This is a genomic window from Mesorhizobium sp. M1006, assembly GCF_040318825.1.
Classification (GTDB): Bacteria; Pseudomonadota; Alphaproteobacteria; order Rhizobiales; family Rhizobiaceae; genus Mesorhizobium.
On record NZ_JAMYMZ010000003.1, the window covers coordinates 1 to 23,961 of the forward strand.

Consider the following 23,961-nt stretch of genomic DNA (forward strand, 5'->3'; position numbering starts at 1 on the left):
CAACCTTGCGACCAACCGCACGCAGTGCATGCTGGCGGCATGCGCCTACAATCTGCGGACTATGATCGGTGTCCTGTATCCACCCGAAGAGAGACGGGCGTGAGGGAGGAGTGCGTCCAAAATCGAGCCGATCGGGCCAATGATGCCGGTCGATGCCGCGCCAGGGCGACAGGGCGAGGCCTTAGACGCCTTCAAAAGACGCCCAGTAGGCCAATCAGGTTAAGCACACCCTTCATGCAAAGCCCTCACAGGGGGAGAAGGGAGAGGCGCTGCTGCTGCCCCCGCTCGTCAAGCTCCCGCGCTATACGCCGCGATCGCCGCCATGTTGACGATGTCTGAATCCTTGGCATTCAGCGAGACGATCTGAACCGGCTTGTTCAGGCCGACCAGCAGCGGGCCGATGACGGTCGAGCCGCCGAGCTCCTGCAGCATCTTGGTCGAGATCGAGGCCGAGTGGAAGGCCGGCATGACCAGCACGTTGGCCGGGCCGGTCAGCCTGATGAACGGGTACTGCGCCATGGCACGGGCGTTGAGCGCCACGTCGGCGGCCATCTCGCCGTCATACTCGAAATCGACGCGGCGCTTGTCGAGGATGCGCACCGCTTCCTGGACGCGCTCGGAGCGCTCGCCCTGCGGATGGCCGAAGGTCGAATAGGCGAGCATGGCGAGCCTCGGCTCGTAGCCCATGCGGCGGGCGAAACCGGCGGCCTCCTCGGCGATGTCGGCGATCTCGACGGCATCCGGCATGTCGTGCACCGCGGTGTCGGCAACGAGGACGGTGCGACCGCGCGCGAGCACGATCGACACGCCGATGACGCAATGGCCGGGCCTTGCGTCGATGACGCGGCGGATGTCGTCGAGCGCCGTCGAATAGTTGCGGGTAACGCCGGTGACGATGCCGTCGGCATCGCCCAGCGCCACCATGCAGGCGGCGAAATGGTTGCGGTCGTTGTTGATCAGCCGCTGGCAGTCGCGGAACAGGAAGCCTTTGCGCTGCATGCGCTCGTAGAGATAGTCGGTGTAGATCGAGTTGCGGCGCGACAGCCGCGCATTGATGATCTCGATGCCTTGCTTGCCGAGGTCGATGCCGGCGTTCCTGGCGTTTTCCTTGATGATGTCGTCGCGTCCGAGCAGGATGGCGGTGCCGAGCCGCTGGTTCACATAGGAGACGGCGGCGCGCATCACCTGCTCCTCCTCGCCCTCGGCAAAGACGATGCGCTTGGGCTGGCGGCGCACCCGGTCGTAGATGCGCTGCAGCGTCGAGGCGATCGGGTCGCGGCGGGCGGAAAGCTCCTGCGCGTAACGGTCGAGATCGAGGATCGGCTTGCGCGCGACGCCGGAGTCCATCGCCGCCTTGGCGACGGCGATCGGGATCGCCGATATCAGGCGCGGATCGAACGGCACCGGGATGATGTAGTTGGGGCCGAATTTCGGCCGCATGCCCTGGTAGGCGGCGGCGACGTCGTCGGGCACGTCCTGGCGCGCCAGCTCTGCGAGCGCTTTGGCCGCGGCGATCTTCATGTCGTCGTTGATGGTGGTCGCCCGCACATCGAGCGCGCCGCGGAAAATGTAGGGGAAGCCAAGCACGTTGTTGACCTGGTTCGGGTAGTCGGACCGCCCCGTCGCCATGATGGCGTCGGTGCGGATCTCGGCGACCTCCTCCGGCGTGATCTCGGGGTCGGGATTGGCCATGGCGAAGATGATCGGGTTCTTGGCCATCGACTGCACCATCCTGGTGGTCAGAGTGCCCTTGGCCGAGAGGCCGAGGAACACGTCGGCGCCGTCCAGCGCCTCGGCCAGCGAGCGCGCGCCGGTTTTCACGGCGTGCGCCGATTTCCACTGGTTCATGCCTTCGGTGCGGCCCTGGAAGACCACGCCCTTGGTGTCGCACAGGATGATATTCTCAGGCGCAAAGCCCATCGCCTTCATCAATTCGATGCAGGCGATGCCGGCAGCGCCGGCGCCGTTGCAGACCATTTTCGTGGTCTTCATGTCGCGGCCGGTGATTTCCAGCGCGTTGATCAGGCCGGCGGCCGAAATGATGGCGGTGCCGTGCTGGTCGTCATGGAAGACCGGTATGTCCATCAGCTCGCGCAGCCGCTGCTCGATGATGAAGCATTCCGGTGCCTTGATGTCCTCGAGGTTGATGCCGCCGAAGGAGGGGCCGAGAAAACGCACGCAGTTGATGAATTCGTCGGCATCCTCGGTGTCGACCTCGAGATCGATGGAATCGACATCGGCGAAGCGCTTGAACAGCACCGCCTTGCCTTCCATCACCGGCTTCGAAGCAAGCGCGCCGAGATTGCCGAGGCCGAGGATGGCGGTGCCGTTGGAGATGACGGCGACCATGTTGCCGCGAACCGTATAGTCGAAGGCGCGGCTCGGATCCTCGGCGATGGCGAGGACCGGAACGGCGACGCCCGGCGAATAGGCAAGGCTGAGATCGCGCTGCGTCGCCATTGGTTTTGTGGCGACGATCTCCAGCTTGCCAGGGCGGCCCATGGCATGGAATTCCAATGCCTCCTGGGCGCTGACGGAGGGCCCGTTGCTTTCGGTTTTCTTGACCATGGTACTTTCGGTTTCCTCGCCCGTACGGCACCGCTTGAGATGGGTGCGCATGCTTTCTTTTGTGGAAGGTTCGGGATTAAGGCTACACTTCGCCGCTGTAAACCGCCAAGCATGGCTTGCAAAATTTTGGAAGCAGCTTCTTGAACGACGAGACGCCCATTCGAAGCGACAACGCCACGCCGGCCTTCGCGCCGGCGACGCCGATGATGGAGCAGTATATCGAGATCAAGGCGGCGAACCCGGATTCGCTGCTGTTCTACCGCATGGGCGATTTCTACGAGCTGTTCTTCGACGATGCCGAGAAGGCAAGCCGGGCGCTCGGCATCGTGCTGACCAAGCGCGGCAAGCACCAGGGGCTCGACATCCCGATGTGCGGCGTGCCAGTGCATGCCGCCGACGATTATCTGCAGAAGCTGATCGGCCAGGGGTTCCGCGTCGCCGTCTGCGAGCAGATCGAGGATCCGGCCGAGGCGAAGAAGCGCGGCGGCAAATCGGTGGTGCGCCGCGACGTGGTGCGGCTGGTCACCCCGGGCACCATCACCGAGGACAAGTTGCTGGCGCCGTCGGAATCGAGTTTTCTGATGGCGCTGGGACGGGTCAAGGGCGGCAGCAGCGATACAAGAGGCGGGGAGCGCGGCAGCGCGACAGGGAACCAAGGAAGTTTCGCCCTAGCCTGGATCGAGATCTCGACCGGTGTCTTCCGCGTCGCCGAGACCACCGCCGACCGGCTGCTCGCCGATGTCTTCCGCGTCGATCCGCGCGAGCTGATCGTCGCCGAGCCGGTGTTTTACGACCCGGAGCTGAAACCGGTCTTCGACGTGCTTGGCCGCGTCGCCAGCCCGCAGCCGCCGTCGCTGTTCGATTCGGCTTCGGCCGCCGGCCGCATCGCCCGCTTCTTCGAGGTGGCAACGCCGGACAGTTTCGGCACGTTTTCGCGCGCCGAACTGTCGGCGATCTCAGGCGTCATCGCCTATGTCGAAAAGACGCAGAAGGCCGAGCGGCCGCCGCTGTCGCGGCCGCAGCGCGAGGAGCAGGGTTCGACGCTGTTCATCGACCCGGCGACGCGCGCCAATCTGGAACTGCTGCGCACGCTGTCCGGCAGCCGCGACGGATCGCTGTTCAAGGCGATCGACCGCACGGTGACCGGCGGCGGTGCGAGGCTGCTCGCCGACCGGCTGATGGCGCCGCTGACCGATCCGGCGGCAATCGCCGCAAGGCTGGACTCGGTGTCGTTCTTCCGCTCCGAGACGCGCCTTTGCCAGGCGGTGCGGACAAGCCTGAAGAGCGTTGCCGATATGCCGCGCGCGCTGTCCAGGCTGGCGCTCAACCGCGGCGGCCCGCGCGACCTCGGCGCGCTGCGCGCCGGTTTCGAAGCAGCCGGCGCCATCGCCGAACTGTTCGGCCAAACCGCCTTGCCGGGCGAACTGAGCACGGCGTTGGGAGCTATCAAGGCACTGCCGAATGAACTGGCGACGCATCTGGCGCAGGCGCTCAGCGACGAGCTGCCGTTGCTCAAGCGCGACGGCGGCTTCGTCCGCGGCGGCTACCACGCCGAACTCGACGAGATGCGGGCACTGCGCGACGAGTCGCGAAAGGTGATCGCCGGGCTGGAGCGTTCGCTGATCGACGAGACCGGCATCCGCTCGCTGAAGATCAGGCACAACAATGTGCTGGGGTATTATATCGAAGTCACCGCCAACCACCATGCGCTGATGACCGGCAGCGACGGCGCCAGGGCGCGCTTCATCCATCGCCAGACCATGGCCAACGCCATGCGCTTCACCACCACCGAACTCGCCGAGCTGGAAACCAGGATCGCCAACGCCGCCGACCGGGCGCTGGCGATCGAGCTTGCCGCTTTCGAGGCGCTGATGGCAGAAGTGGTCGGCCAAGCCGACACGATCCGCGCCGGCGCCGAAGCGCTCGCCGTGCTCGACGTTTCGGCCGCGCTTGCCTTGCTTTCCGAGAGCGAGGCCTGGTGCCGGCCGCTGGTCGATGCGAGCCTTGCCTTCGAGATTGCGGGCGGACGCCACCCGGTGGTCGAACAGGCGCTGCGGCGTTCCGGCGAAGGTCCGTTCGTCGACAATGATTGCGATCTGTCGCCGCAAGGCGATGCCAAGGCCGGCGCGATCTGGCTGCTGACTGGCCCCAATATGGGCGGCAAATCGACCTTCCTCAGGCAAAACGCGCTGATCGCCATCCTCGCCCAGACCGGCTCCTTCGTGCCGGCGGCATCAGCCCATATCGGCGTCGTCGACCGGCTGTTTTCGCGGGTCGGCGCCTCCGACGACCTGGCGCGCGGCCGCTCCACCTTCATGGTCGAGATGGTCGAGACGGCGGCGATCCTCAACCAGGCAGGCGAACGCGCACTGGTCATCCTCGATGAGATCGGCCGCGGCACCGCCACTTTCGACGGCCTGTCCATCGCCTGGGCGGCGGTCGAATATCTGCACGAGAAAAACCGCTGCCGGGCGATCTTCGCCACGCATTTCCACGAGATGACGGCGCTGGCCGGAAAACTGCCGCGGCTCTCCAACGTCACCATGCGGGTCAAGGAATGGGAGGGCGACGTGGTCTTCCTGCACGAGGTCGGCAAGGGTGCGGCCGACCGTTCCTACGGCGTCCAGGTTGCGCGGCTGGCCGGCCTGCCAGAGGCCGTCGTCGGCCGGGCCAAGGAAGTGCTGCACCAGCTTGAAGCAGGCGAGGTCTCGGGCAAGGCCAACCGTCTGGTCGACGACCTGCCGCTGTTTTCCGTGGCGGCGCAGCGGGAAGCGTCGAAGCCGGCGAAGAGTGACGGGCTGGGCGCGGCGCTAGCGGAGATCAATCCCGACGAGATGACTCCAAGGGAGGCGCTGGAAGCGCTGTACCGGCTGAAGGGGCTGGCTGGGAAGTAGTGCTCGTCCGATAGCGCTCTACGGCACCCCCCCTCTGTCCTGCCGGACTGTCCGGCAGGACAGAGGGGGTGTGACGGAACGCTGCTTTGGCTTGCCTTCCGCCCCACCCCTCAAATCATCGCCAAGCCGGACTTCCGCCTCGGTGGTGGGAAGGCGCGGTCAATTTCGGCGAAATCTTCGCTCGTGAGCTCGATCTCCAACGCCGCGACATTCTGCCGGATATGCTCCGGGCGGCTGGCCTTCGGAATGGCAATCACGCCCTCCTGCGCCATCACCCAGGTAAGCGCGATCTGCGCCGGCGTCGCACCGTGGCGGGCGGCGATGGCATCTAACCTGGCGTTGCGTGCCAATACCCCCTGATCGACCGGCGAATAGGCCATCAGCGGCATGCCGCGTTGCCGGCTCCACGGGGCGAGGTCGAACTCGACGCCGCGCTGCGACAGATTGTAGAGCACCTGGTTGGTCTGGACGTTGCCGCCGGCCGGCAACCGAACCAGCTCTTCCATCTCGTCGGTATCGAAATTGCTGACGCCCCAATGGCGGATCTTGCCGGCCGCCTTCAACGCTTCGAACGCCTCTACCGTTTCCATCAAAGGCACGCTGCCCGGCCAATGCAAGAGATAGAGATCGATGCGGTCGGTGGCGAGATGCCTCAGGCTGTTCTCGCATGCCCGTTTCACGCCGGCGCGCGAGGCATTGGACGGCAGCACCTTGGAGACCAGGAAAACCTCGTCGCGGCGACCGGCGGTGGCCTCCGCCACCACCTCCTCGGCGCCGCCGCTGGCATACATTTCGGCGGTGTCGATCAGCGTCATGCCGAGATCCAGCCCGAGCTTCAGGGCATTGGCCTCATCGCCGCGGCGGCGACCGTCCTCGCCCATCTTCCAGGTGCCCTGGCCGAGCACCGGCACGGCTTCGCCGCAGGGCAGGGTGGTCGTTCTTATCGTCGATGGCATGGCATGCTCCAGTCCGAGGCCCGGATAGCACCACAGTCGCCAAGGCAAATCCAGGTGAAGCAGAATCCAGGTGAGGCCTCTCGCCCGGATTTCCCGACAGCGTGACGCCTACTTCACCGGATGGGCGGCGAGCCAGTCCTGCATCTGCTTGATCTCGGCTTGCTGCGCGGCGATCACTGCTTCGGCCAGCTTGCGGATTTCCGGATCCTTGCCATTGGCGAGCTCAACCTTGGCCATGTCGATGGCCGCCTGGTGATGCGGGATCATGCCGCGAGCGAAATCGACGTCGGCATTGCCGGAATATTCGATTGCCATCATGTCGGTATGCATCTTGTCCATCGCCGCCTTATAGCCCTCGGTCGAGGGGCTCTGCGCGCCCATTGCGCCCATGTCGTGCTTCATCTCCTCGGCTTGTGCCGGAACGCTTTCGAGGAAAACGGCAAGCAGCATTCCCGCCGCCATCATCAGCAGCACGATCTTCTTGGCCAGGGTCATTCATCGTCTCCTTTTTTGAACAGGGTCTATCTGGAAGTTTTAATCAGAGTTTCAACGTCCTGAGCCGCAATGCGTTGGCGATGACCGAAACCGAAGACAGGCTCATCGCCGCCGCCGCAATCATCGGCGACAGCAGCGTGCCGGTGAGCGGATAAAGCACGCCGGCAGCAACCGGCACGCCAAGCACATTGTAGAGGAAAGCGAAAAACAGGTTCTGGCGGATGTTGCGGATCGTCGCGCGGGCCAGCGTCCTCGCCCTGACGATGCCGTTGAGATCGCCCTTGACCAGCGTAATTCCCGCACTTTCGACCGCAACATCGGCGCCGGTGCCCATAGCGATGCCGACATCGGCAGCGGCCAGTGCTGGCGCATCGTTGACCCCGTCGCCGGCCATGGCGACGCCGGCGCCGTTTGCACGCAATTCCTCGACCAGCGCACCCTTCTGCTCGGGCAAAAGCCCAGCACGCACCGCGTCGATGCCGAGCTTGGCTGCGATGGCCTTGGCGGTGCGCTCGTTGTCGCCGGTCGCCATGACGATCCTCAGCCCGCTGTCATGCAGCGCCTTGATCGCCTCGGCGGTGGTCGCCTTGATCGGGTCGGCAACGGCGACGAGGCCGGCGAGCTTGCCTGCGACAGCGACGAACATCGCGGTCTTGCCGTCGGCCTGCAGCGCCTCGGCGCTGGCCAGGACCGACGCCGTGTCGATGCCGAGATCGGCCATCATCGCGGCATTGCCGAGCGCCACCTTCTGCCCCGAAACCGTGCCGGAAACGCCCTTGCCGGTGACGGCCTCGAAACCGCCGGAGTCGGGGACCTTCACGCCGCGTTCGCGGGCGCCTTCGACGATCGCCTCGGCCAGCGGATGCTCCGAGCCTTTTTCGAGACCGGCGGCGAGCGACAGCAGCTCGTCCTGCGCCATGCCTTCGACGGCAACGACATCGGTCAGTCGCGGCCGGCCTTCGGTCAGCGTTCCCGTCTTGTCGACGATCAGCGTATCGACCGAGGCGAAGCGTTCGAGCGCCGCCGCTTCCTTGATCAGCACGCCGGCATGCGCGCCGCGCCCGGTGGCGGTCATGATCGACATTGGCGTGGCAAGGCCGAGCGCACAGGGACAGGCGATGATCAGCACCGAGACCGCCGAGACGATGGCAAAGACCAGGCTGGGTTCCGGTCCGACGATCGCCCAGGCGACGAACGCAATGATCGCAACCAGAACGACGGCCGGGACGAAGTAGAACGAGACGCGGTCGGCCAACCCCTGGATCGGCGCGCGTGAACGCTGCGCCTTGGCGACCAGCTCGACGATGCGCGCCAGCGTCGTCTCGGCGCCGACTTTGTCGGCGCGCATGATCAGCGAGCCGTTCTTGTTGAGCGTACCGCCGGTGAGGTTGTCGCCGTCGGTCTTTTCGACCGGCAGCGGCTCGCCTGTGATCATCGATTCGTCGATGGAGGAGCGCCCTTCGAGCACAATGCCGTCGACCGGCACGGCGTCGCCTGGGCGGATGCGCAAGCGGTCGCCGGCCTTGACGGTTTCGAGCGGCACGTCGTCTTCGGAACCGTCCGCGCCGATCAGCCGCGCCGTCTTCGGCGCCAGGTCGAGCAGCGCACGGATCGCCGAACCGGTTTTCTCGCGGGCACGCAATTCCAGCACCTGGCCGAGGAACACCAGCGCGACGATTACCGCCGCCGCCTCGAAATAGACCGGTACGGTGCCGTCATGGCCGCGGAACTGGTGCGGAAAGAGGCCTGGAAACAGCGTGGCGATGACGCTGTAGAGGTAGGCGGCACCGACGCCGAGCGAAATCAGCGTCCACATATTGGGGCTGCGGTTGAGGATCGAATCCCAGCCGCGGTGGAAGAACGGGAATGCCGCCCACAGCACCACCGGGCTGGCCAGCGCCAGCTCCAGCCAGACCTTCGCGCGGTCGTCGATGAAGGCCTGAAACGTCAGGCCGAGCATCGGCGCCATGGCGATGAGCAGCAACGGCACGGACAGCACCGCGCTCACCCAAAAGCGCCTGGTGAAGTCGACCAGTTCCGGGTTAGGCCCCTCGTCGCCGGTCGGCACGCCCATCGGTTCCAGCGCCATGCCGCAGATCGGGCAGGAGCCGGGCTTGTCGCGGATGATTTCCGGATGCATCGGGCAGGTGTATTGCGTGCCCTTGGGCATCGGCTGCGGCGCCGGCCTGTCGCCGAGATATTTTGCCGGCTCGGCCTCGAACTTCGCCTGGCAAGCGGCCGAGCAGAAATAGAAGCCCCGGCCCTCGTGCCGCAAAAAGTGCTTGGCCGTGGCGCGATCGACGCTCATGCCGCAGACGGGATCGGTAGCGGTCAGGTATTTTTCCGGCTCGGCGACGAATTTCGCGCGGCAGCTCTCGCTGCAGAAATGATAGCGACGGCCGTCATGCTCGGCCGTCGGCTTGCCGGCAGCCGGATCGACGGTCATGCCGCAGACCGGATCGCGGATGACGGCGTCCGCAGCAGAGGGGGCGCCTTTTGCCGAGCAGCAGCTGCCATGGGCGTGATGATGGTGATCGGAATGCGTCATGCCGAAAGCCCCTGTATTTCGATGTTGCGGCGGAGGTAGTGCTTCCAGTAACTGGAAGGTCAAGGGCCGATTTCGATTTTTCGTGGCCAGGCGCTAACCGAACCGGCCGCGGGCGCGAGATGATCCTCCTGTCGGCGGCTGCGGAGAACGCGTCCGTCCGCCCCATACCCAGCGCCGCGAAAACGCGCTATAGACGCCGCCGAAACGGCGAGGCCGAACGGCATCTATGGCAAGAATATCCCTGAAGCTCGAGGAACTGATCGACGGCGAAGCCTTGCGCCGCGAGATGACCGAACTGACCGCGGCCACGGCAGGCGACGGCTCCGGCAAGGCCGCGCGCAGCGGCGTCCTCAAGCTTCTCAAAAGCCGGCTCGCCGACGGCCGCACGGTCGCCGAACGCATGCTGATGGACGATGGCAGCGGCACCGCCTGCGCCGCCCGGCTGTCGCATCTGATGGATGAGATCATCCGCGCGCTCTACGATTTCGCCGCCACCCATGTCTATCGCGTCAAAAACCCGTCTTCGGCCGAGCGCATGGCGGTCGTCGCCGTCGGCGGCTATGGCCGCGGCACGCTGGCGCCCGGGTCCGACATCGATCTGCTGTTCCTGCTGCCCTACAAGCAGACGCCCTGGGGCGAGCAGATCGTCGAATACATGCTCTACATGCTGTGGGACCTCGGGCTGAAGGTCGGCCACGCCACGCGCAACATCGACGAGTGCCTCAGGCTGTCGCGCACCGACATCACCATCCGCACCTCGATCCTGGAGGCGCGCTTCCTGTGGGGCGAGCAAAAGCTCTATGACGAGCTTTTGCAGCGCTTCGACCACGAGGTGGTGCGCACCACCGGCCCCGAATATGTCCAGGCCAAGCTCGCCGAACGCGACGAGCGCCACGCCAAGGCCGGCGAGAGCCGTTACCTGGTCGAACCTAACGTCAAGGACGGCAAGGGCGGCCTGCGCGACCTGCAGACGCTGTTCTGGATCGCCAAATATTTCTACCGCGTGCGCACCGGCGAGGAACTGGTCGACAAGGGCGTCTTCACCGACGCCGAATACAGGGAATTCCAGAAGGCCGAGGATTTTCTATGGGCGGTGCGCTGCCACATGCATTTCCTCACCGGCAAGGCCGAGGAGCGGCTGCATTTCGATATCCAGCGCGATATTGCCGAGCGGCTGGGCTACACCACCCATCCCGGCCTGTCGGCGGTCGAGCGATTCATGAAGCACTACTTCCTCGTCGCCAAGGATGTCGGCGACCTGACCCGCATTTTCTGCGCCGCGCTGGAAGAAGAGCAGGCCAAGCATGTGCCGGGCTTCAACCGCATCTTTCTCACCTTTTCGCGGCGCAAGCGCAAGCTCGCCGGCACGGCCGATTTCATCGTCGACAACCACCGCATCAACATTGCCGACGACGAGGTGTTCGAGCGCGATCCGGTTAACCTGCTCAGGCTGTTCTGGTTTGCCGACAAGCATGGCCTGGAATTCCACCCCGATGCGCTGAAGCTTTTGACCCGCTCTCTCGGCCTCGTCGGCAAGGCGCTCAGGCGCGACGAGGAGGCCAATCGGCTGTTCCTCGATGTGTTGACCTCGGACCGCAACGCCGAGCTCAATCTGCGGCGCATGAACGAGGCCGGACTGCTTGCCAAGCTGATCCCGGACTTCGGCAAGATCGTCGCCATGATGCAGTTCTCGATGTACCACCACTACACCGTGGACGAGCATTTGATCCGCTGCATCGGCGTGCTGGCCGAGATCGAGCGCGGCGACGGCGAAAAGGTCCATCCACTCGCCCACTCGCTGATGCCGGGGCTGAAGAAGAGCCGCGAGGCGCTCTATGTCGCCGTGCTGCTGCACGACATCGCCAAGGGCAGGCCGGAGGACCATTCGCAAGCCGGCGCCAGGATCGCCCGGCGCATCTGCCCGCATATGGGGCTGTCGCCGGCCGACACCGAAACGGTTGCCTGGCTGGTCGAGAACCACCTCGTCATGTCGATGACGGCGCAGACCCGCGATCTCAACGACCGCAAGACGATCGAGGATTTTGCCGCCATCGTGCAGTCGGTCGAACGGCTGAAGATGCTGCTTGTGCTTACCGTCTGCGATATCCGCGGCGTCGGGCCTGGGGTCTGGAACGGCTGGAAGGGCCAGTTGCTGCGTACGCTCTACTACGAGACCGAGCTTTTGTTGACCGGCGGGTTTTCGGAGGTGTCGCGCGCCAAACGGACGGCGGCGGCGCGCGAACAACTGGCCGAGGCGCTTGCCGACTGGCCGGAAAAGGCCCGCAAGCGTTATGTCGGCCAGCACTACGAGAACTATCTGCTGGCGGTCGATCTTCCCGACCAGCTCCGCCATGCCGAATTCATCCGCGAGGCCGATCACGCCGGCAAGAAGCTCGCCACCATGGTCAAAACCCACCAGTTCGAGGCGGTGACCGAGATCACCGTGCTGGCGCAGGACCATCCGCGCCTGCTCTCGGTGATTGCCGGCGCCTGTGCCGCGGCCGGCGGCAACATCGTCGACGCGCAGATCTTCACCACCTCGGACGGCCGCGCGCTCGACACCATCCTGATCTCGAGGGAGTTCGACCGCGACGAGGACGAGCGCCGCCGTGCCGAGCGCGTCGGCCGGCTGATCGAGGACGTGCTGTCGGGCAAGAGCTGGCTGCCCGAAATGATCGAGAAGCGCACCAAGCCGCGGCGCGGCGCCAAGGTTTTCCGTATTCCGCCACGCGCCGAGATCCGCAACACGCTGTCGAACCGTTTCTCGGTGATCGAGGTCGAGGGGCTGGACAGGCCGGGCCTTCTGTCGGAGATCACCGGCATGTTGTCGGACCTGTCGCTCGACATCGCCTCGGCCCACATCACCACCTTCGGCGAAAAAGTCATCGACACGTTCTACGTCACCGATCTCACCGGCCAGAAGATCGACAGCCCGTCGCGTACGGCGACCATCCGCAACAGGCTGATCGCGGTGCTCGAGGGCACGGCGTCCGAGCGCGGCAAGACCAAAACGGCCGCCGAGTGACGGTTACCTTCCATTTGCCCCAATCGCACAGGCAGTCTTCAAGCGCATGAGCCTTGTCAAGAAATTCGCCACGGTCGCTTCCGGCACGCTGATGAGCCGCGCCCTCGGTTTCGGCCGCGAGATGCTGATGGCTGCCGCACTCGGCACCGGGCCGATCGCCGACGCCTTCAACGCCGCCTTCCAGTTTCCCAACACCTTTCGTCGGCTGTTCGCCGAAGGCGCCTTCAATGCCGCCTTCGTACCGCTATTCGCCAAGGAGATCGAGACACACGGCACCGACGGCGCCAAGCGCTTTTCCGAAGAGGTGTTCGGCGTCTTGTTCACGGCGCTTCTGGCGCTGACCATCGCCATGGAACTGGCGATGCCGCTGATCGTGCGCTACCTGGTGGCGCCGGGCTTTGCCGACACGCCGGGAAAATTCGAGACGACGGTGGCGCTGGCGACCGTCATGTTCCCCTACCTGATCTGCATGTCGCTCGGCGCCATGATGGCCGGCATGCTGAATTCGCTGCGCCGCTATTTCGCCGCCGCGGTGGCGCCGGTGTTCCTCAACGTCATCCTTATCGCCGTGCTTGCCTATGCCTGGTACAAGGGTTCGGACGCCCGCACCGTTGGTTTCGGCCTGGCCTGGGGCGTGCTGGCGGCCGGCCTGGTGCAGCTGGCGATCGTCTGGGCGGCGGTGCGCCATGCCGGCATTTCGATCGGCTTCCGGCGGCCGAAGATGACGCCGAACGTCAAGCGGCTGCTGATCCTGGCACTGCCGGCGGCGATCACCGGCGGCATCACCCAGATCAACCAGCTGATCGGCACGGCGATCGCGTCGGCGCAGGACAGCGCGGTGTCGTCGCTGGCCTATGCCGACCGCGTCTACCAGCTGCCGCTGGGCGTCGTCGGCGTCGCCGTCGCCATCGTGCTGTTGCCGGAACTGTCGCGGGCGCTGAAATCAGGCAATCTGGTCGAGGCCGCCAATCTGCAGAACCGCTCGGTCGAGTTTACCCTTTTCATGACCTTGCCGGCGGCGGCCGCGCTGCTGGTCATGTCCGAGCCGATCGTGCGGCTGGTCTATGAGCGCGGCGCCTTTGCCGCCAACAATTCGACGCCGACGGTCGCGGCAATCCTGGCGATCTTCGGCCTCGGCCTGCCGGCCTTCGTGCTGATCAAGGCGTTCACCCCAGGCTATTTCGCCCGCGAGGACACGCGCACGCCAATGATTTTTGCCGCCATCTCGGTGGCGGTTAACATTACGACGGCGCTGACGCTGTTTCCGACCATGGGCGCGCCCGGCATTGCCGTTGCCTCCGCTGTCGCAGGCTGGGTCAATGCGGCGATGCTGCTCGCCGTGCTGATCCGGCGCGGCCATTGGGGCCGCGACGTGCCGCTCATGAAACGCATCCCGCGGCTGGTGCTGTCGGCGGCGGTGATGGCCGCGGCGCTCTATTTTGCCGAACACTGGTTCGCCGCAAGTCTCGGCTCCGGCTCGCCGCTGGTGATCAAGGCGGTAACCCTGCTTGCGCTCGTCGCCGGCGGAGCGCTGCTTTACTTCGTCACCGCCTTCGCCACCGGCGGCGCCGATTTCGGCATGATCCGCCGCAATATCGGGCGCAAGGGCTCCCAGCCGGTCACGGAGCAATCTCCGGATCCGTGAGGGGGAAATTCATCAGCGCCAATTTTGTTCTTGCTTTGTGCCGGCAGCTATGTTATTAATTTCGGTATGGTGCTAATTGGCTCCAACGACCCGCCCACCGAGGCGGGTTTTTGTTTCTGGTCGGCGCCATCCCTCAAACAGCCTTCTGTTCGGCCGACGTCAAAGCCTGCGCGCCCTGGCCAACGCCCCTCTTGATCGTCTCCTCGCTCTCGTCCATAAGCGCGCCGTCGCAAGACTTTCGCCGCGCGCGAAACGGCCCTCCACAAGCCAGGGAAACACCATGACCGATCAGCCCCCCTTCAAACCGCTCGTTTTTTCCGGCGTCCAGCCAACCGGCAATCTGCATCTCGGCAATTATCTCGGCGCCATCAAGAAATTCGTCGCCCTGCAGGACACCTCCGACTGTATCTATTGCGTCGTCGATCTGCATTCGCTGACCGCACAGCTCGTCTATGAGGATCTTCAGGACCAGACGCGTTCGATCACCGCGGCGTTTCTCGCCTCGGGCATCGACCCGAAAAAACACATCGTCTTCAACCAGTCGCGGGTGATGCAGCACGCCGAGCTTGCCTGGATCTTCAACTGCGTGGCGCGCATCGGTTGGATGAACCGCATGACGCAGTTCAAGGACAAGGCCGGCAAGGACCGCGAGAACGCCTCGCTCGGCCTGCTCGCCTATCCCTCCCTGATGGCCGCCGACATCCTCGTCTACCGCGCCACCCACGTGCCGGTCGGCGACGACCAGAAGCAGCATCTGGAGCTGACCCGCGACATCGCGCAGAAATTCAACAACGACTTTTCGGACCGCATCGCAGCGCTTGGCGTCGGCGTCGAAATGGAGGTCGGCGAAGAGACGGTGAACGGCTATTTCCCGCTGACCGAGCCGGTCATCGGCGGCCCGGCAGCGCGCATCATGTCGCTGCGCGACGGTTCGAAGAAGATGTCGAAATCCGATCCGTCGGACCTGTCGCGCATCAACCTGACCGACGATGCCGACGCCATCTCGAAGAAGATCCGCAAGGCCAAGACCGACCCGGAGGCTTTGCCCGGCGAACTGGACGGGCTTGCCGGCCGGCCGGAAGCGGAAAACCTCGTCGGCATCTATGCCGGCCTCGCCGAAATCTCGAAAGAGGCGGTGCTGAAGGAATATGGCGGCCAGCAGTTTTCGGTGTTCAAGCCGGCGCTGGCCGACCTTGCGGTGGAAAAGCTGGCGCCGATCGCCGGCGAGATGCGCCGCATCTCCGGCGACCGCGCCTATGTCGACGCGGTGCTGCGCGATGGCGGCGAGCGTGCCGGCACATTGGCCGAAGCGACCATGAAGACCGTGCGCGACATTATCGGCCTGCTGCAAGGCTAATGCATGTCGCGCAAAAGTGTGCAGCGGTTTTGCGATAACGACATGCATAAAACAGGAACCTGAAGCGCGTCGCTGGTCGAACGCATCGCGCTTTAAGCTGCACCAGCATTGCCACAGCCGCCGGTCGCTTGCGGGCGGGCTGTGGCGGTGGCAGATTGCGGCCGAAACCATCGAACAGGGTGAATATGGTCTCCAAACGCCTCAGCCGCGAAGCCGGTCATCGCCGCAAGTTCCTGGCGATCATCGACGATACGCCCGAATGCGAGCGCGCCGTCGCCTACGCCTCGAAGCGGGCGCAAAGCACGGGCGGCGTGCTGGTGCTGCTCTATGTCATCGAGCCGGATGATTTCCAGCACTGGCTGGGCGTCGAGAAGATCATGCGCGAGGAGGCGACCGCCACGGCGCGTGCCGCACTGGACAGCTACGCCAACAAGGTGCGCCAGAAGCTCGGCATCGAGCCGGAACTGGTGGTCCGCGAGGGCAAGCCTACCGAAGAGATCCACAAGCTGATCGAGGAAGACCAGGACATCGCCATTCTGGTGCTGGCGGCAGGCGCCGGCAAGGAAGGCCCAGGGCCGCTGGTCGGCGCGGTCGCCGGCAAGGGCGCCGCCTTTCCGATTCCCGTCACGGTGGTGCCGCAGAATCTGTCGGACGAAGAGATCGACAGCCTCGCCTGAGATGCGCTGATATTCAGGTGAGGCCGGCCTGCAATTGGCGGCTTCCTGCGCTTCCGGTGCTCACGTACCGAAAGTACGCTCCGCTCCGGTTCTCGGAACCCACCATTTTCGGCTCGGCCTGACCTGAATCTCAACACATCTCCAAGCGTTTCAGGGCGCTAGCAAAACATTCCGCCAGCCAGCCGTTCCCCGCGATGCCTTTCGCTTGAATGTCGGGCGGATAAAGCCTAATTAGAATTATTCCAAACTAGCTGCCCCAAACGGGCACGGAGACGGCCATGTTCATCCAGACCGAGTCGACGCCAAACCCGGCGACGCTGAAATTCCTGCCTGGCAAGGAAGTGCTGCAAGAAGGCACCGCCGATTTCCGCGATGCCGATAGCGCCGCGACGGCTTCGCCGCTCGCCGGCCGGCTGTTCGAAATCCCCGGCGTCACCGGCGTCTTCTTCGGCTATGATTTCATCACCGTGACCAAGGACGGCCCCGACTGGCAGCATCTGAAGCCGGCTATCCTCGGCGCCATCATGGAGCATTTCATGTCCGGCGCCCCGGTGATGGCCAAGGCCGGCCCCGCCGCCGAGACCAGCCAGACCGGCGAATTCTACGACAAGGCCGACGAGGAGCTGGTCGTCACCATCAAGGAGCTGCTCGACACGCGGGTGCGCCCGGCGGTGGCCCAGGACGGCGGCGACATCACCTTCCGCGGCTTCGAGAACGGCACCGTGTTCCTGCACATGAAGGGCGCCTGCGCCGGCTGCCCGTCGTCGACGGCGACGCTGAAGCACGGCATCCAGAACCTGCTCCGGCACTTTGTGCCGGAAGTGCAGCACGTCGAACAGGTCTCCTGACGCACCGTTCCATCGTCAACGTCGATAGACAACAAAAAACCGGGCCAAAGTGCCCGGTTTTCTGTTTGCGACGTCTGTGTTGTTGCCTAGACGGTCCGCGTATAAGGGTTTTATATCACAATGACCTTGGCGCCGACCGAGGTGCGGTCGTAGAGGTCGATAATGTCCTGGTTCATCAGCCGGATGCAGCCCGACGACATCGCCTTGCCGATCGAATTCCATTCCGGGCTGCCATGCAGGCGATAACCCATGTCGCCGCCCTTGTTGAACAGGTACATAGCGCGGGCGCCGAGCGGGTTCTTCAACCCCGGCTCCATGCCACCGGCAAACTTGGCCAGCTCCGGCTGGCGCTTGATCATCTGCGAAGGCGGTGTCCAGGTCGGCCATTCGCGCTTCAGCGCGATATGGGCGGTGCCGTGCCATTCGAAACCCTCACGGCCGACGCCGATGCCGTAGCGCATCGCTTCGCCGTCGCCCATGACGAAATAGAGGAACTTGTTCTGCGTATCGACGATAATGGTGCCCGGCTTTTCCCTGGTGTCGTAGTCGACGATCTGCCGGCGGTATTTGAACGGCACCTTTTCGATCGGAACGCGCGGCAGGTGATAGCCGGCGTCGGTCACCGCGCCGTAGTTGTTGGTGAAGATCTGCGAGCCGATGGTGCTGCAACCGGCGACAGCCGTCGACAGCGCCAGGGCCGCGACGATTGCAAGTGACTTCATGCGCATGAAAAGGTCCGATGCCTGCCCAAACAACAGCGGCTCGAGTCGGCCGCTTTTTTCATCTTCATTCATGCTGGCATTTGCTTTGCTTGCCAAGCGGGCGATGCCTATATCCTTGGACTTGCGTGCTGGTAAACCCGCGACTATGGCATTTCGGCAACAGCCCCCGCAGGATTATGTTGCAAAATCAATGGGGCCAGGAACAAGGACCAGGAGACGAAGAAATCACCCATGAAGTCGGCGACGCTGCCCGGCGCTCTGGCCTGCGGCCAAGACCATCCGTTGCTACGAGGAGATCGGCCTGAGACGCGGCCGCCGCAGGGGAAAGTCCAGACGGGCCGGGTTTAATAAAGGACGCCGCGAAGCACGGTCCAAGCCAGAAGCCCGAACGTGCCGATCACCACCAATGCACCAAGGACCGTGCCGATCTTTTCAGGCAATCCATCGGGGCGACCAGGATCGTCGCCATTCAACTATCGATCATGACGTAGGCCGCACCAAACACGGCAACGATAATTGCCCCAAGCACCGCCCAGCCTCTGATGGCCGAGCGGATTTCCTCCGGCGTCGCCGATTTCCGGTCGTCATCTTCCGTCATCTAATGCTCCTCCTAAAATCCGTGGCAGACATTGAAAACGCAAGCTGCAACGTGCGCCGTTCGAGAGCAAGCGTTCCCCAGCCTTCGACACTCCGCAAAGCGCGGACGGCGGTCACGATCCTGGCGGGCGATAGCGGATCGACTTCGCCCTCCCAAGCGCGTCCATCGTCTCTTCGACACTTAACAGGACGGTGGTTTCGTATGAGCTGAGCGCGCCTCCCGCACCGATGGCGAGCATGACGGATGCCATCGACACGTTGTCCGGCGCCTCCCACAGGTTCCAGCCATCGTACTCCCCGAAGGCATACCAGAACCCGTGCAGCTTTCCGCCGACCGACTCGATGTAGGAACGGGCAGCCTCGCGTCTGTCCTCGGGATTATCCATCAAGCGCGCCCAGGTTTCGGGCCTGTAGCTGAATCGCGTGAGATACATCGGCATGGTTCGTCTCCTCCCAGAGCTGCCCCCACCAAGACAGTTAAGCGCCCCAATCCGGGAGAACGCGAGTCGTTTCCGAGGCGTAGTACCGCTGGCTTAGTTGCGGGGCCGCTAATAGACCTGTTTCAATTGCCTTTTCCCAAGGGGAGTAAGGTCAATGGCCGCATATCTCATTGCTGATGTAGACGTAACCGACGCCGCCGTTTTCGAGGAATACCGCCGGGACGTGCCGGCAACCGAAGCCCGCTACGGGGGAAGGTACATCGCTCGCGGCGGAGCCACCAAAGTTCTGGAGGGCGATTGGGAACCTCATCGCCTCGTCATTGTCGAATTCCCCGACATGGCCTCCCTCCTGGCATGGTACGACTCTCCAGAATACGGCCGTCTCAAAGCCATCCGCGAACGCTGCGCAAAGACGAGAATTATTGCTCTGGAGGGCATGATGCCGGTTAGCTGAGGGCTGGGTCGATGACAATGGCAAATCTGAGTTGCCATATCTGGTGCGGCCCGGCGACGGGACAGGAGCATTCTGATATGAATCAGCAAGCTTTAAACTTGCGGGCGGGAAATGACGGCCAATGATGGGAGGATGACGCCGGAAGCACTCATTGACGGGACCTACAAATCAATATGACCCAACACCAGATCGGCAGGCGGTGTTACAGCGTGACCTAGGGTTGTGTCATGGCGTTGAAAATGCCGGCGCCAACTATCGCACATAAGGCTGCGGCCCCAAGCCCTCCCACAATGATGCACCACCAGGCGCGGCCTTTTCCCCGAAGCACGGGATTCATTTTTATCATCCGTCGCGCCAGAAGCCCCTGGTAGAGTGCATAAGAAGACCCGAAACCGGCGAGCCAAATGACGGAAAATACGACGCCCCGCACGAGCATCCTGTTGAGCCTGGTCTGCTCGGCCGTCAAACTTGCATTCTCAGTAACCATGCTTCGCCACCTCTTTGATTAGGCTGCGACCACTATCGGTCCTGCAGCGGTGAATATTAGATCAACGGCGACGCCTCGCGAAAACATAGCTCCCCTCACCCGTAGGAATTGCATTGCTAACGCGAGCGGCCCGCCTTGGGGTAGGGTGGGCCTTTATCGTTTCTCAAAAAGGCAAATTATGTACTTTACAAACAGGAAGGCCTGAAGACGCGGGTAGGCCCTTCTTCGGGCTTGATCACCAGCACAACGTTTTCTGGGTTTTGCCAAGGTAACAACATCACGTGCGCCGCAAAATCGTCTTCAGGGAAATGGTTGAAGCCACCACCGGCTACAAACATTTGCGGGTGCTTGCTGCCACCAAAGCTATCCTCGACGCTGTTAAGTTGTTGGAAGGGGGCGCGCTCTGCCAGCCATTCCTGTATGCTCTCGAAGAGAATGGGCAGGCCGTTCGGGCTCGATAGCTCTTCAGCAGAAGACGTACAAAGCACCACACCGCTCACGACGCTCATTGTGACTCAGCCATTGCCTAACGGGCCTTCTTGCCCGTCTCCAGCCGTTCGAAAGCAGCTTCTTCGTTGTGGAAGTGTGGCTCGAAAAGGACACTCATAACCCGGATTCCTACTGTGGATTCAAGGTATCAGGCACAGCGCCGTGTTTGTAAAGTGCGTAATCGCCCCGCAAAAACCGGTTCAAACCGTGAACAAAATCTGCCATGGTGCGGCCATGCCGATCATTTCACCTCTACCCCTCAATCCGCTCATCGATGGCCGCCAGTCGGAGCGCGCCATGCTGGTCAGGCGCGGCGTGCAGCGGCTGCTCAGGGATATGGGCGCGCATGTCTTGCCCGAACTGTCGCTGGCCACCGGCCGCCGCGCCGACCTCGTCGCGCTGACGCGCCAGGGCGACATCTGGATCATCGAGATCAAATCCTCGATCGAGGATTTCAGGGTCGACCGCAAATGGCCGGACTACCGGCTGCATTCCGACCGCTTCTTTTTCGCCACGCATCCCGGCGTGCCCCAGGAAATTTTTCCAGAGGAATGCGGCTTCATCCTCTCCGACGGCTATGGTGCCGAGATTTTGCGCGATGCGCCCGAGCACCGCATGGCGGCTGCGACGCGCAAGGCGCTGATGCTGCGGATCGCACGCGCCGGTGCGTCGCGGCTGCTCGCGGCCGAGCTTGCCGGCGTGTCGGTGCCGGCGGTGGACGGCGAGAGCGAGTAGGGGTTGCTCTCCGTAATTGTAGATGTGGGCGCTGCCCCTCATCCGGCTGCCGCCACCTTCTCCCCGTAAGTGACGGGGAGAAGGGAAATGGCCGGACTGCTATTCCACGATGCGGTAGATGTTCCACAGGCTGGTGCCCGACACGACATAGGGCTCCATCTCCTTGCCCCATTTGGCGTGCGCGGCGATCTTGCCGATCCTGGCGAAGAACGCCTCCAACTGGCGAGGCTTTCGACCTGGTGATGTGACCCGACCGTCGCTTCCCGCGCGCCGTTCGATCCGGTCATGATCTGGAACTTGAGATCGTCGAGACCGACCTGCGAGCCGATCTCGCGTTCTCATTCTTTAACAGTTCGAGCACGGTCTGCTTGTGGCCGAATTTTGCGTCGATCTGCCATCTGGCACTGAACATCGCCGCCTCCTTATTCGTCCCAGGCCTGCACGACCGTCTGCCGTGCGATCTGGCCGTTCTTCAGCTCCAGCATCGCCGCGCAGAATACCTTGGTCCCGTCCGGATAGGAGCAGGCCTGGGTGAAGGCGAGATTGTTGCCGTCGGCGATGGTGGTGTCGACCTTGTGGGTCATCGCCCGGCTGCAGATGTCGTCCCAGAACGTGGTGATCGCAGCGCGCCCGCGGATTTCGCGCGGCTTGCTCGGCGGGTTGTTGCGGTCGATCACCCGCACCAATGCGTCGTCGGCATAGAAGCTCGCCAGCAATTTTCCATCACGGCCCTCAATCGCCTTCTTGATCGCAGCGCCGTCTATCGTCTGTGTCTTGGTCAGCAATTTTTCCTCCATAGGCCCGTCTTCTCGGATCGGGTGGTTGCTTGATCAGGCACTGCCCGGCGCTCGCCGCCGGGCAGTGGCTTCTTCACTGCGACTTCGCCTTGACGGCCGCGAACACCTCGTCGGACTGCTTCTTGAAAGTGGCGAGATCGACCTGGCTGCCGTTGAGCATCGTCGACCAGTGGCGCACGATCGCCGCCATCGCCACCGCCTCCTTGATCTCCTCGTCGCTGGCGCCATTGAGCTTGGCCGCCTGCGTGTGGAAATAGATGCAGTACTGGCAGGGGATCTGCGAGGCGACGGCGAGGCCCATCAATTCCTTGGTCTTGCCGTCGAGCGCGGTGTTCGGGTTGAGCTGCACGCCCTTGATCTCGGCCCAGGCGCCGGCAACGGCGACGTCCGGCAGCGTCTTGAACATGTCCGGTACCGAGCCGAGCGTTGCCTGGATGTCCTTGTAGGCAGCCGTCGCCGAGGCGTCTTCGGCCTTGGCAGGAACGATCGCCAACAGCGCGCCGACGCCTGCCGCCAGCACCAGTGATTTGAGTGTCGACTTCAGCATTTTATTCCTCCCTTCGCAGCGCCTTTCCCGGCGACATCCGCCTGGCCTGCATGGGACGAAGTGATAGCGCTTACGCATGCCCGGCCGCTTCGCCCGAAAGCGCCATGGCTCCTATGGCCCGTGCGGGCCAGCGTGCCGCGCCGAGAACGCCGCCGCCGCCGCCCGCGACGGCAGGTCCAGCTTGAGCAGAATATTGGCGACGTGGCGCTTGACGGTGTGTTCGCTCAGCTCGAGTTCGGCGGCGATCGCGGCATTGCTCTTGCCATCGGCGATGAGGTTCACCACCTCGCTTTCGCGCGCCGTCAGTGCGGCCGGCTCGGCAGCTTTGGCCTTCGGCCGGCAGGCCGGCTCCAGATGCTGTTCCGAGGTCGCCTGCACCAGCGCCAGCGGTTCATCCAGCTCGTCAAGCGCGATGCGCCCGGCGTCATTGAAATGAAGCCCTGAACCGGCGGCGAGGTCGGCGACCAGCCGCGAAGCGAGGATGTCGCCGCGCCCGGCATGCGCGGCAAGCTGCATCGTCACGCGCGCCGTCAACCCCGTCGGCGGCCCACGCAACTCGACCTCGCCGACATGCACGCCCTGCGCGCTGGCGACGCCGATCTCCTGCGCCGCATCGCGCAGCGCCGCCGCGCAGCGTACGGCCCGCGCCGGGCCGTCGAAGCGCGCCATCATCAGCTCGCCATGCGTGCCGGCCGGGCGGCCGCCATGGCGCCCGACCAGCAGCCGCCATGTTTCCTGAAAACGTCGGCTGCGCTCGCTCCACATACGGTCGCCAAGCCGCGCCGTGTCGTAGATCCGGGTGACCAGCAGTGCAGCCAGCACGCGCTCGGCCTCGGCAACGGCGCGCGCTCCGGTCAGGAATTCCTCAATCAGATCGGCCACCCGGTCGACATCGCCGGTCCAGATCGGGTGGTCGCGCCCGGCCACCTCGACCAGCCGCGCATTCGGGATCTTCCTTGCCAGGAAGCGGCTGGCCTCCGGGTCGACGCGCGCATCGTTGCGGCGATGGATGAGCAGCGTCGGTGCGCTGATCGCCGCCAGCACGCCGCGCACGTCGATAGCCGCATTCATGCGGGCCAGGGCGATTGCCGCGGTCGGGCTCGCCGACAGCCGCTCGAAGCGCGCCCACCATGTGGCGAAACGCGGATCGTCGACGCGGCCGGGCGCGAAATGCGGCAGGGTGGCGCCGGTGCCCCATGCGGTCTCCGCCGTCGCGATGAACGCCTCAAGGCGTTCCGGCGGCATCACCCATTTGTGGAAATGCGCATAGCCGCCATAAAGCGCCAGCGCCCGCGTCCGCTCCGGGTAGGTGGCGGCGAACAGCATTGCCATCGGCGCGCCTTCCGAAGCGCCGAGCAAGGCGGCGCGGCCGCTGCCGGTCGCATCCATCACCGCGCGTACATCGTCCATGCGGGTTTCGAGGCTGGGCAGGTGGTGGACATCGACGCGGTCCGACAGACCGGTGCCGCGCTTGTCGAACAGGATCAGCCGTGAGAACGCGGAAAGCCGCTTCAACAGCCGGGTGTAGCCCTCGTCTTCCCAGTGCAGGTCGAGATTGGAAATGAAACCCGGCACGAAGACGAGATCGAGCGATCCCTGGCCGACCACCTGATAGGCGATCCGCACGTCGCCACTGAGCGCGTATCGAGTTTCGATCGGCCTCACGAGTTGTCCGCCCGA

The 23,961-nt window shown here is 64.1% G+C and carries 20 protein-coding genes; 8 read left to right on the top strand and 12 right to left on the bottom strand.

The window, feature by feature from the left end; all coding sequences use genetic code 11:
• Positions 1 to 288 precede the first annotated feature (288 nt).
• Positions 289 to 2,568: an NADP-dependent malic enzyme gene (locus tag NKH60_RS03280; protein WP_352613822.1), complete on the bottom strand. Its 2,280-nt coding sequence runs from the start codon at positions 2,566 to 2,568 to the stop codon at positions 289 to 291.
• Positions 2,569 to 2,771: 203 nt separating this feature from the next.
• Here NKH60_RS03280 and mutS point away from each other — a divergent pair, with 203 nt between their 5' ends.
• Positions 2,772 to 5,462, top strand: a complete 2,691-nt coding sequence (gene mutS, locus NKH60_RS03285; RefSeq protein ID WP_352613955.1) for a DNA mismatch repair protein MutS — start codon at positions 2,772 to 2,774, stop codon at positions 5,460 to 5,462.
• 110 nt (positions 5,463 to 5,572) lie between these two features.
• Here the strand turns inward: mutS and NKH60_RS03290 are convergent, their stop codons facing one another.
• From NKH60_RS03290 to NKH60_RS03300, 3 genes are all read right to left on the bottom strand, one after another.
• Positions 5,573 to 6,418 (bottom strand): aldo/keto reductase, encoded by an 846-nt coding sequence (locus NKH60_RS03290; protein ID WP_352613823.1) that lies wholly within the window; start codon positions 6,416 to 6,418, stop codon positions 5,573 to 5,575.
• A 108-nt stretch (positions 6,419 to 6,526) separates the two neighbouring features.
• Complete coding sequence (gene copM, locus NKH60_RS03295; protein WP_023676379.1) at positions 6,527 to 6,913, bottom strand: CopM family metallochaperone; 387 nt, start codon at positions 6,911 to 6,913, stop codon at positions 6,527 to 6,529.
• A gap of 43 nt (positions 6,914 to 6,956) precedes the next feature.
• Positions 6,957 to 9,461 carry a heavy metal translocating P-type ATPase gene (locus NKH60_RS03300; protein WP_352613824.1) on the bottom strand — a complete coding sequence of 835 codons (2,505 nt, stop codon included), beginning with the start codon at positions 9,459 to 9,461 and terminating at the stop codon, positions 6,957 to 6,959.
• Positions 9,462 to 9,687: 226 nt separating this feature from the next.
• Between NKH60_RS03300 and NKH60_RS03305 the strand changes: the two genes are divergently transcribed.
• The 5 genes from NKH60_RS03305 to NKH60_RS03325 all read left to right on the top strand — a co-directional run bounded on the left by NKH60_RS03305 (position 9,688) and on the right by NKH60_RS03325 (position 17,013).
• Positions 9,688 to 12,486 carry a [protein-PII] uridylyltransferase gene (locus NKH60_RS03305; protein WP_352613825.1) on the top strand — a complete coding sequence of 933 codons (2,799 nt, stop codon included), beginning with the start codon at positions 9,688 to 9,690 and terminating at the stop codon, positions 12,484 to 12,486.
• Positions 12,487 to 12,532: 46 nt separating this feature from the next.
• Entirely contained in the window at positions 12,533 to 14,131 is a 1,599-nt protein-coding gene (gene murJ / locus NKH60_RS03310; protein ID WP_352613826.1) for a murein biosynthesis integral membrane protein MurJ, read from the top strand.
• Positions 14,132 to 14,411: 280 nt separating this feature from the next.
• Entirely contained in the window at positions 14,412 to 15,488 is a 1,077-nt protein-coding gene (trpS, locus tag NKH60_RS03315) for a tryptophan--tRNA ligase (RefSeq protein ID WP_352613827.1), read from the top strand.
• A gap of 185 nt (positions 15,489 to 15,673) precedes the next feature.
• Positions 15,674 to 16,165 carry a universal stress protein gene (locus NKH60_RS03320; protein WP_023717912.1) on the top strand — a complete coding sequence of 164 codons (492 nt, stop codon included), beginning with the start codon at positions 15,674 to 15,676 and terminating at the stop codon, positions 16,163 to 16,165.
• A 278-nt stretch (positions 16,166 to 16,443) separates the two neighbouring features.
• Positions 16,444 to 17,013 (top strand): NifU family protein, encoded by a 570-nt coding sequence (locus NKH60_RS03325; protein WP_023676386.1) that lies wholly within the window; start codon positions 16,444 to 16,446, stop codon positions 17,011 to 17,013.
• Between the two features lie 110 nt (positions 17,014 to 17,123).
• Here the strand turns inward: NKH60_RS03325 and NKH60_RS03330 are convergent, their stop codons facing one another.
• The 4 genes from NKH60_RS03330 to NKH60_RS03345 all read right to left on the bottom strand — a co-directional run bounded on the left by NKH60_RS03330 (position 17,124) and on the right by NKH60_RS03345 (position 18,772).
• Positions 17,124 to 17,741: a L,D-transpeptidase gene (locus tag NKH60_RS03330; RefSeq protein ID WP_352448678.1), complete on the bottom strand. Its 618-nt coding sequence runs from the start codon at positions 17,739 to 17,741 to the stop codon at positions 17,124 to 17,126.
• 338 nt (positions 17,742 to 18,079) lie between these two features.
• Positions 18,080 to 18,208, bottom strand: coding sequence for a hypothetical protein (locus NKH60_RS03335; protein ID WP_352871214.1), 129 nt, complete (start codon positions 18,206 to 18,208; stop codon positions 18,080 to 18,082).
• Complete coding sequence (locus NKH60_RS03340; RefSeq protein WP_302893588.1) at positions 18,205 to 18,333, bottom strand: hypothetical protein; 129 nt, start codon at positions 18,331 to 18,333, stop codon at positions 18,205 to 18,207. Before NKH60_RS03340 ends, NKH60_RS03335 begins: the two co-directional genes overlap by 4 nt.
• A gap of 112 nt (positions 18,334 to 18,445) precedes the next feature.
• On the bottom strand, positions 18,446 to 18,772 hold the full coding sequence (locus NKH60_RS03345) for a GYD domain-containing protein (protein ID WP_352613828.1): 327 nt from the start codon (positions 18,770 to 18,772) through the stop codon (positions 18,446 to 18,448).
• A 154-nt stretch (positions 18,773 to 18,926) separates the two neighbouring features.
• Between NKH60_RS03345 and NKH60_RS03350 the strand changes: the two genes are divergently transcribed.
• Complete coding sequence (locus tag NKH60_RS03350; RefSeq protein ID WP_352613829.1) at positions 18,927 to 19,226, top strand: DUF1330 domain-containing protein; 300 nt, start codon at positions 18,927 to 18,929, stop codon at positions 19,224 to 19,226.
• A gap of 672 nt (positions 19,227 to 19,898) precedes the next feature.
• Here the strand turns inward: NKH60_RS03350 and NKH60_RS03355 are convergent.
• Positions 19,899 to 20,222 carry a hypothetical protein gene (locus NKH60_RS03355; protein WP_352613830.1) on the bottom strand — a complete coding sequence of 108 codons (324 nt, stop codon included), beginning with the start codon at positions 20,220 to 20,222 and terminating at the stop codon, positions 19,899 to 19,901.
• Between the two features lie 214 nt (positions 20,223 to 20,436).
• On the opposite strand from NKH60_RS03355, the gene NKH60_RS03360 reads away from it, so the two are divergent.
• Complete coding sequence (locus NKH60_RS03360) at positions 20,437 to 20,937, top strand: MmcB family DNA repair protein (protein WP_352540450.1); 501 nt, start codon at positions 20,437 to 20,439, stop codon at positions 20,935 to 20,937.
• Between the two features lie 422 nt (positions 20,938 to 21,359).
• Here NKH60_RS03360 and NKH60_RS03365 read toward each other — a convergent pair whose 3' ends face one another.
• The 3 genes from NKH60_RS03365 to NKH60_RS03375 form a co-directional block, all read right to left on the bottom strand.
• Positions 21,360 to 21,734: a nuclear transport factor 2 family protein gene (locus NKH60_RS03365; protein ID WP_352871217.1), complete on the bottom strand. Its 375-nt coding sequence runs from the start codon at positions 21,732 to 21,734 to the stop codon at positions 21,360 to 21,362.
• Between the two features lie 73 nt (positions 21,735 to 21,807).
• Complete coding sequence (locus tag NKH60_RS03370; protein WP_352448517.1) at positions 21,808 to 22,281, bottom strand: carboxymuconolactone decarboxylase family protein; 474 nt, start codon at positions 22,279 to 22,281, stop codon at positions 21,808 to 21,810.
• Between the two features lie 111 nt (positions 22,282 to 22,392).
• Complete coding sequence (locus NKH60_RS03375) at positions 22,393 to 23,946, bottom strand: alpha/beta fold hydrolase (RefSeq protein WP_352613831.1); 1,554 nt, start codon at positions 23,944 to 23,946, stop codon at positions 22,393 to 22,395.
• Between the last annotated feature and the right edge of the window lie 15 nt (positions 23,947 to 23,961).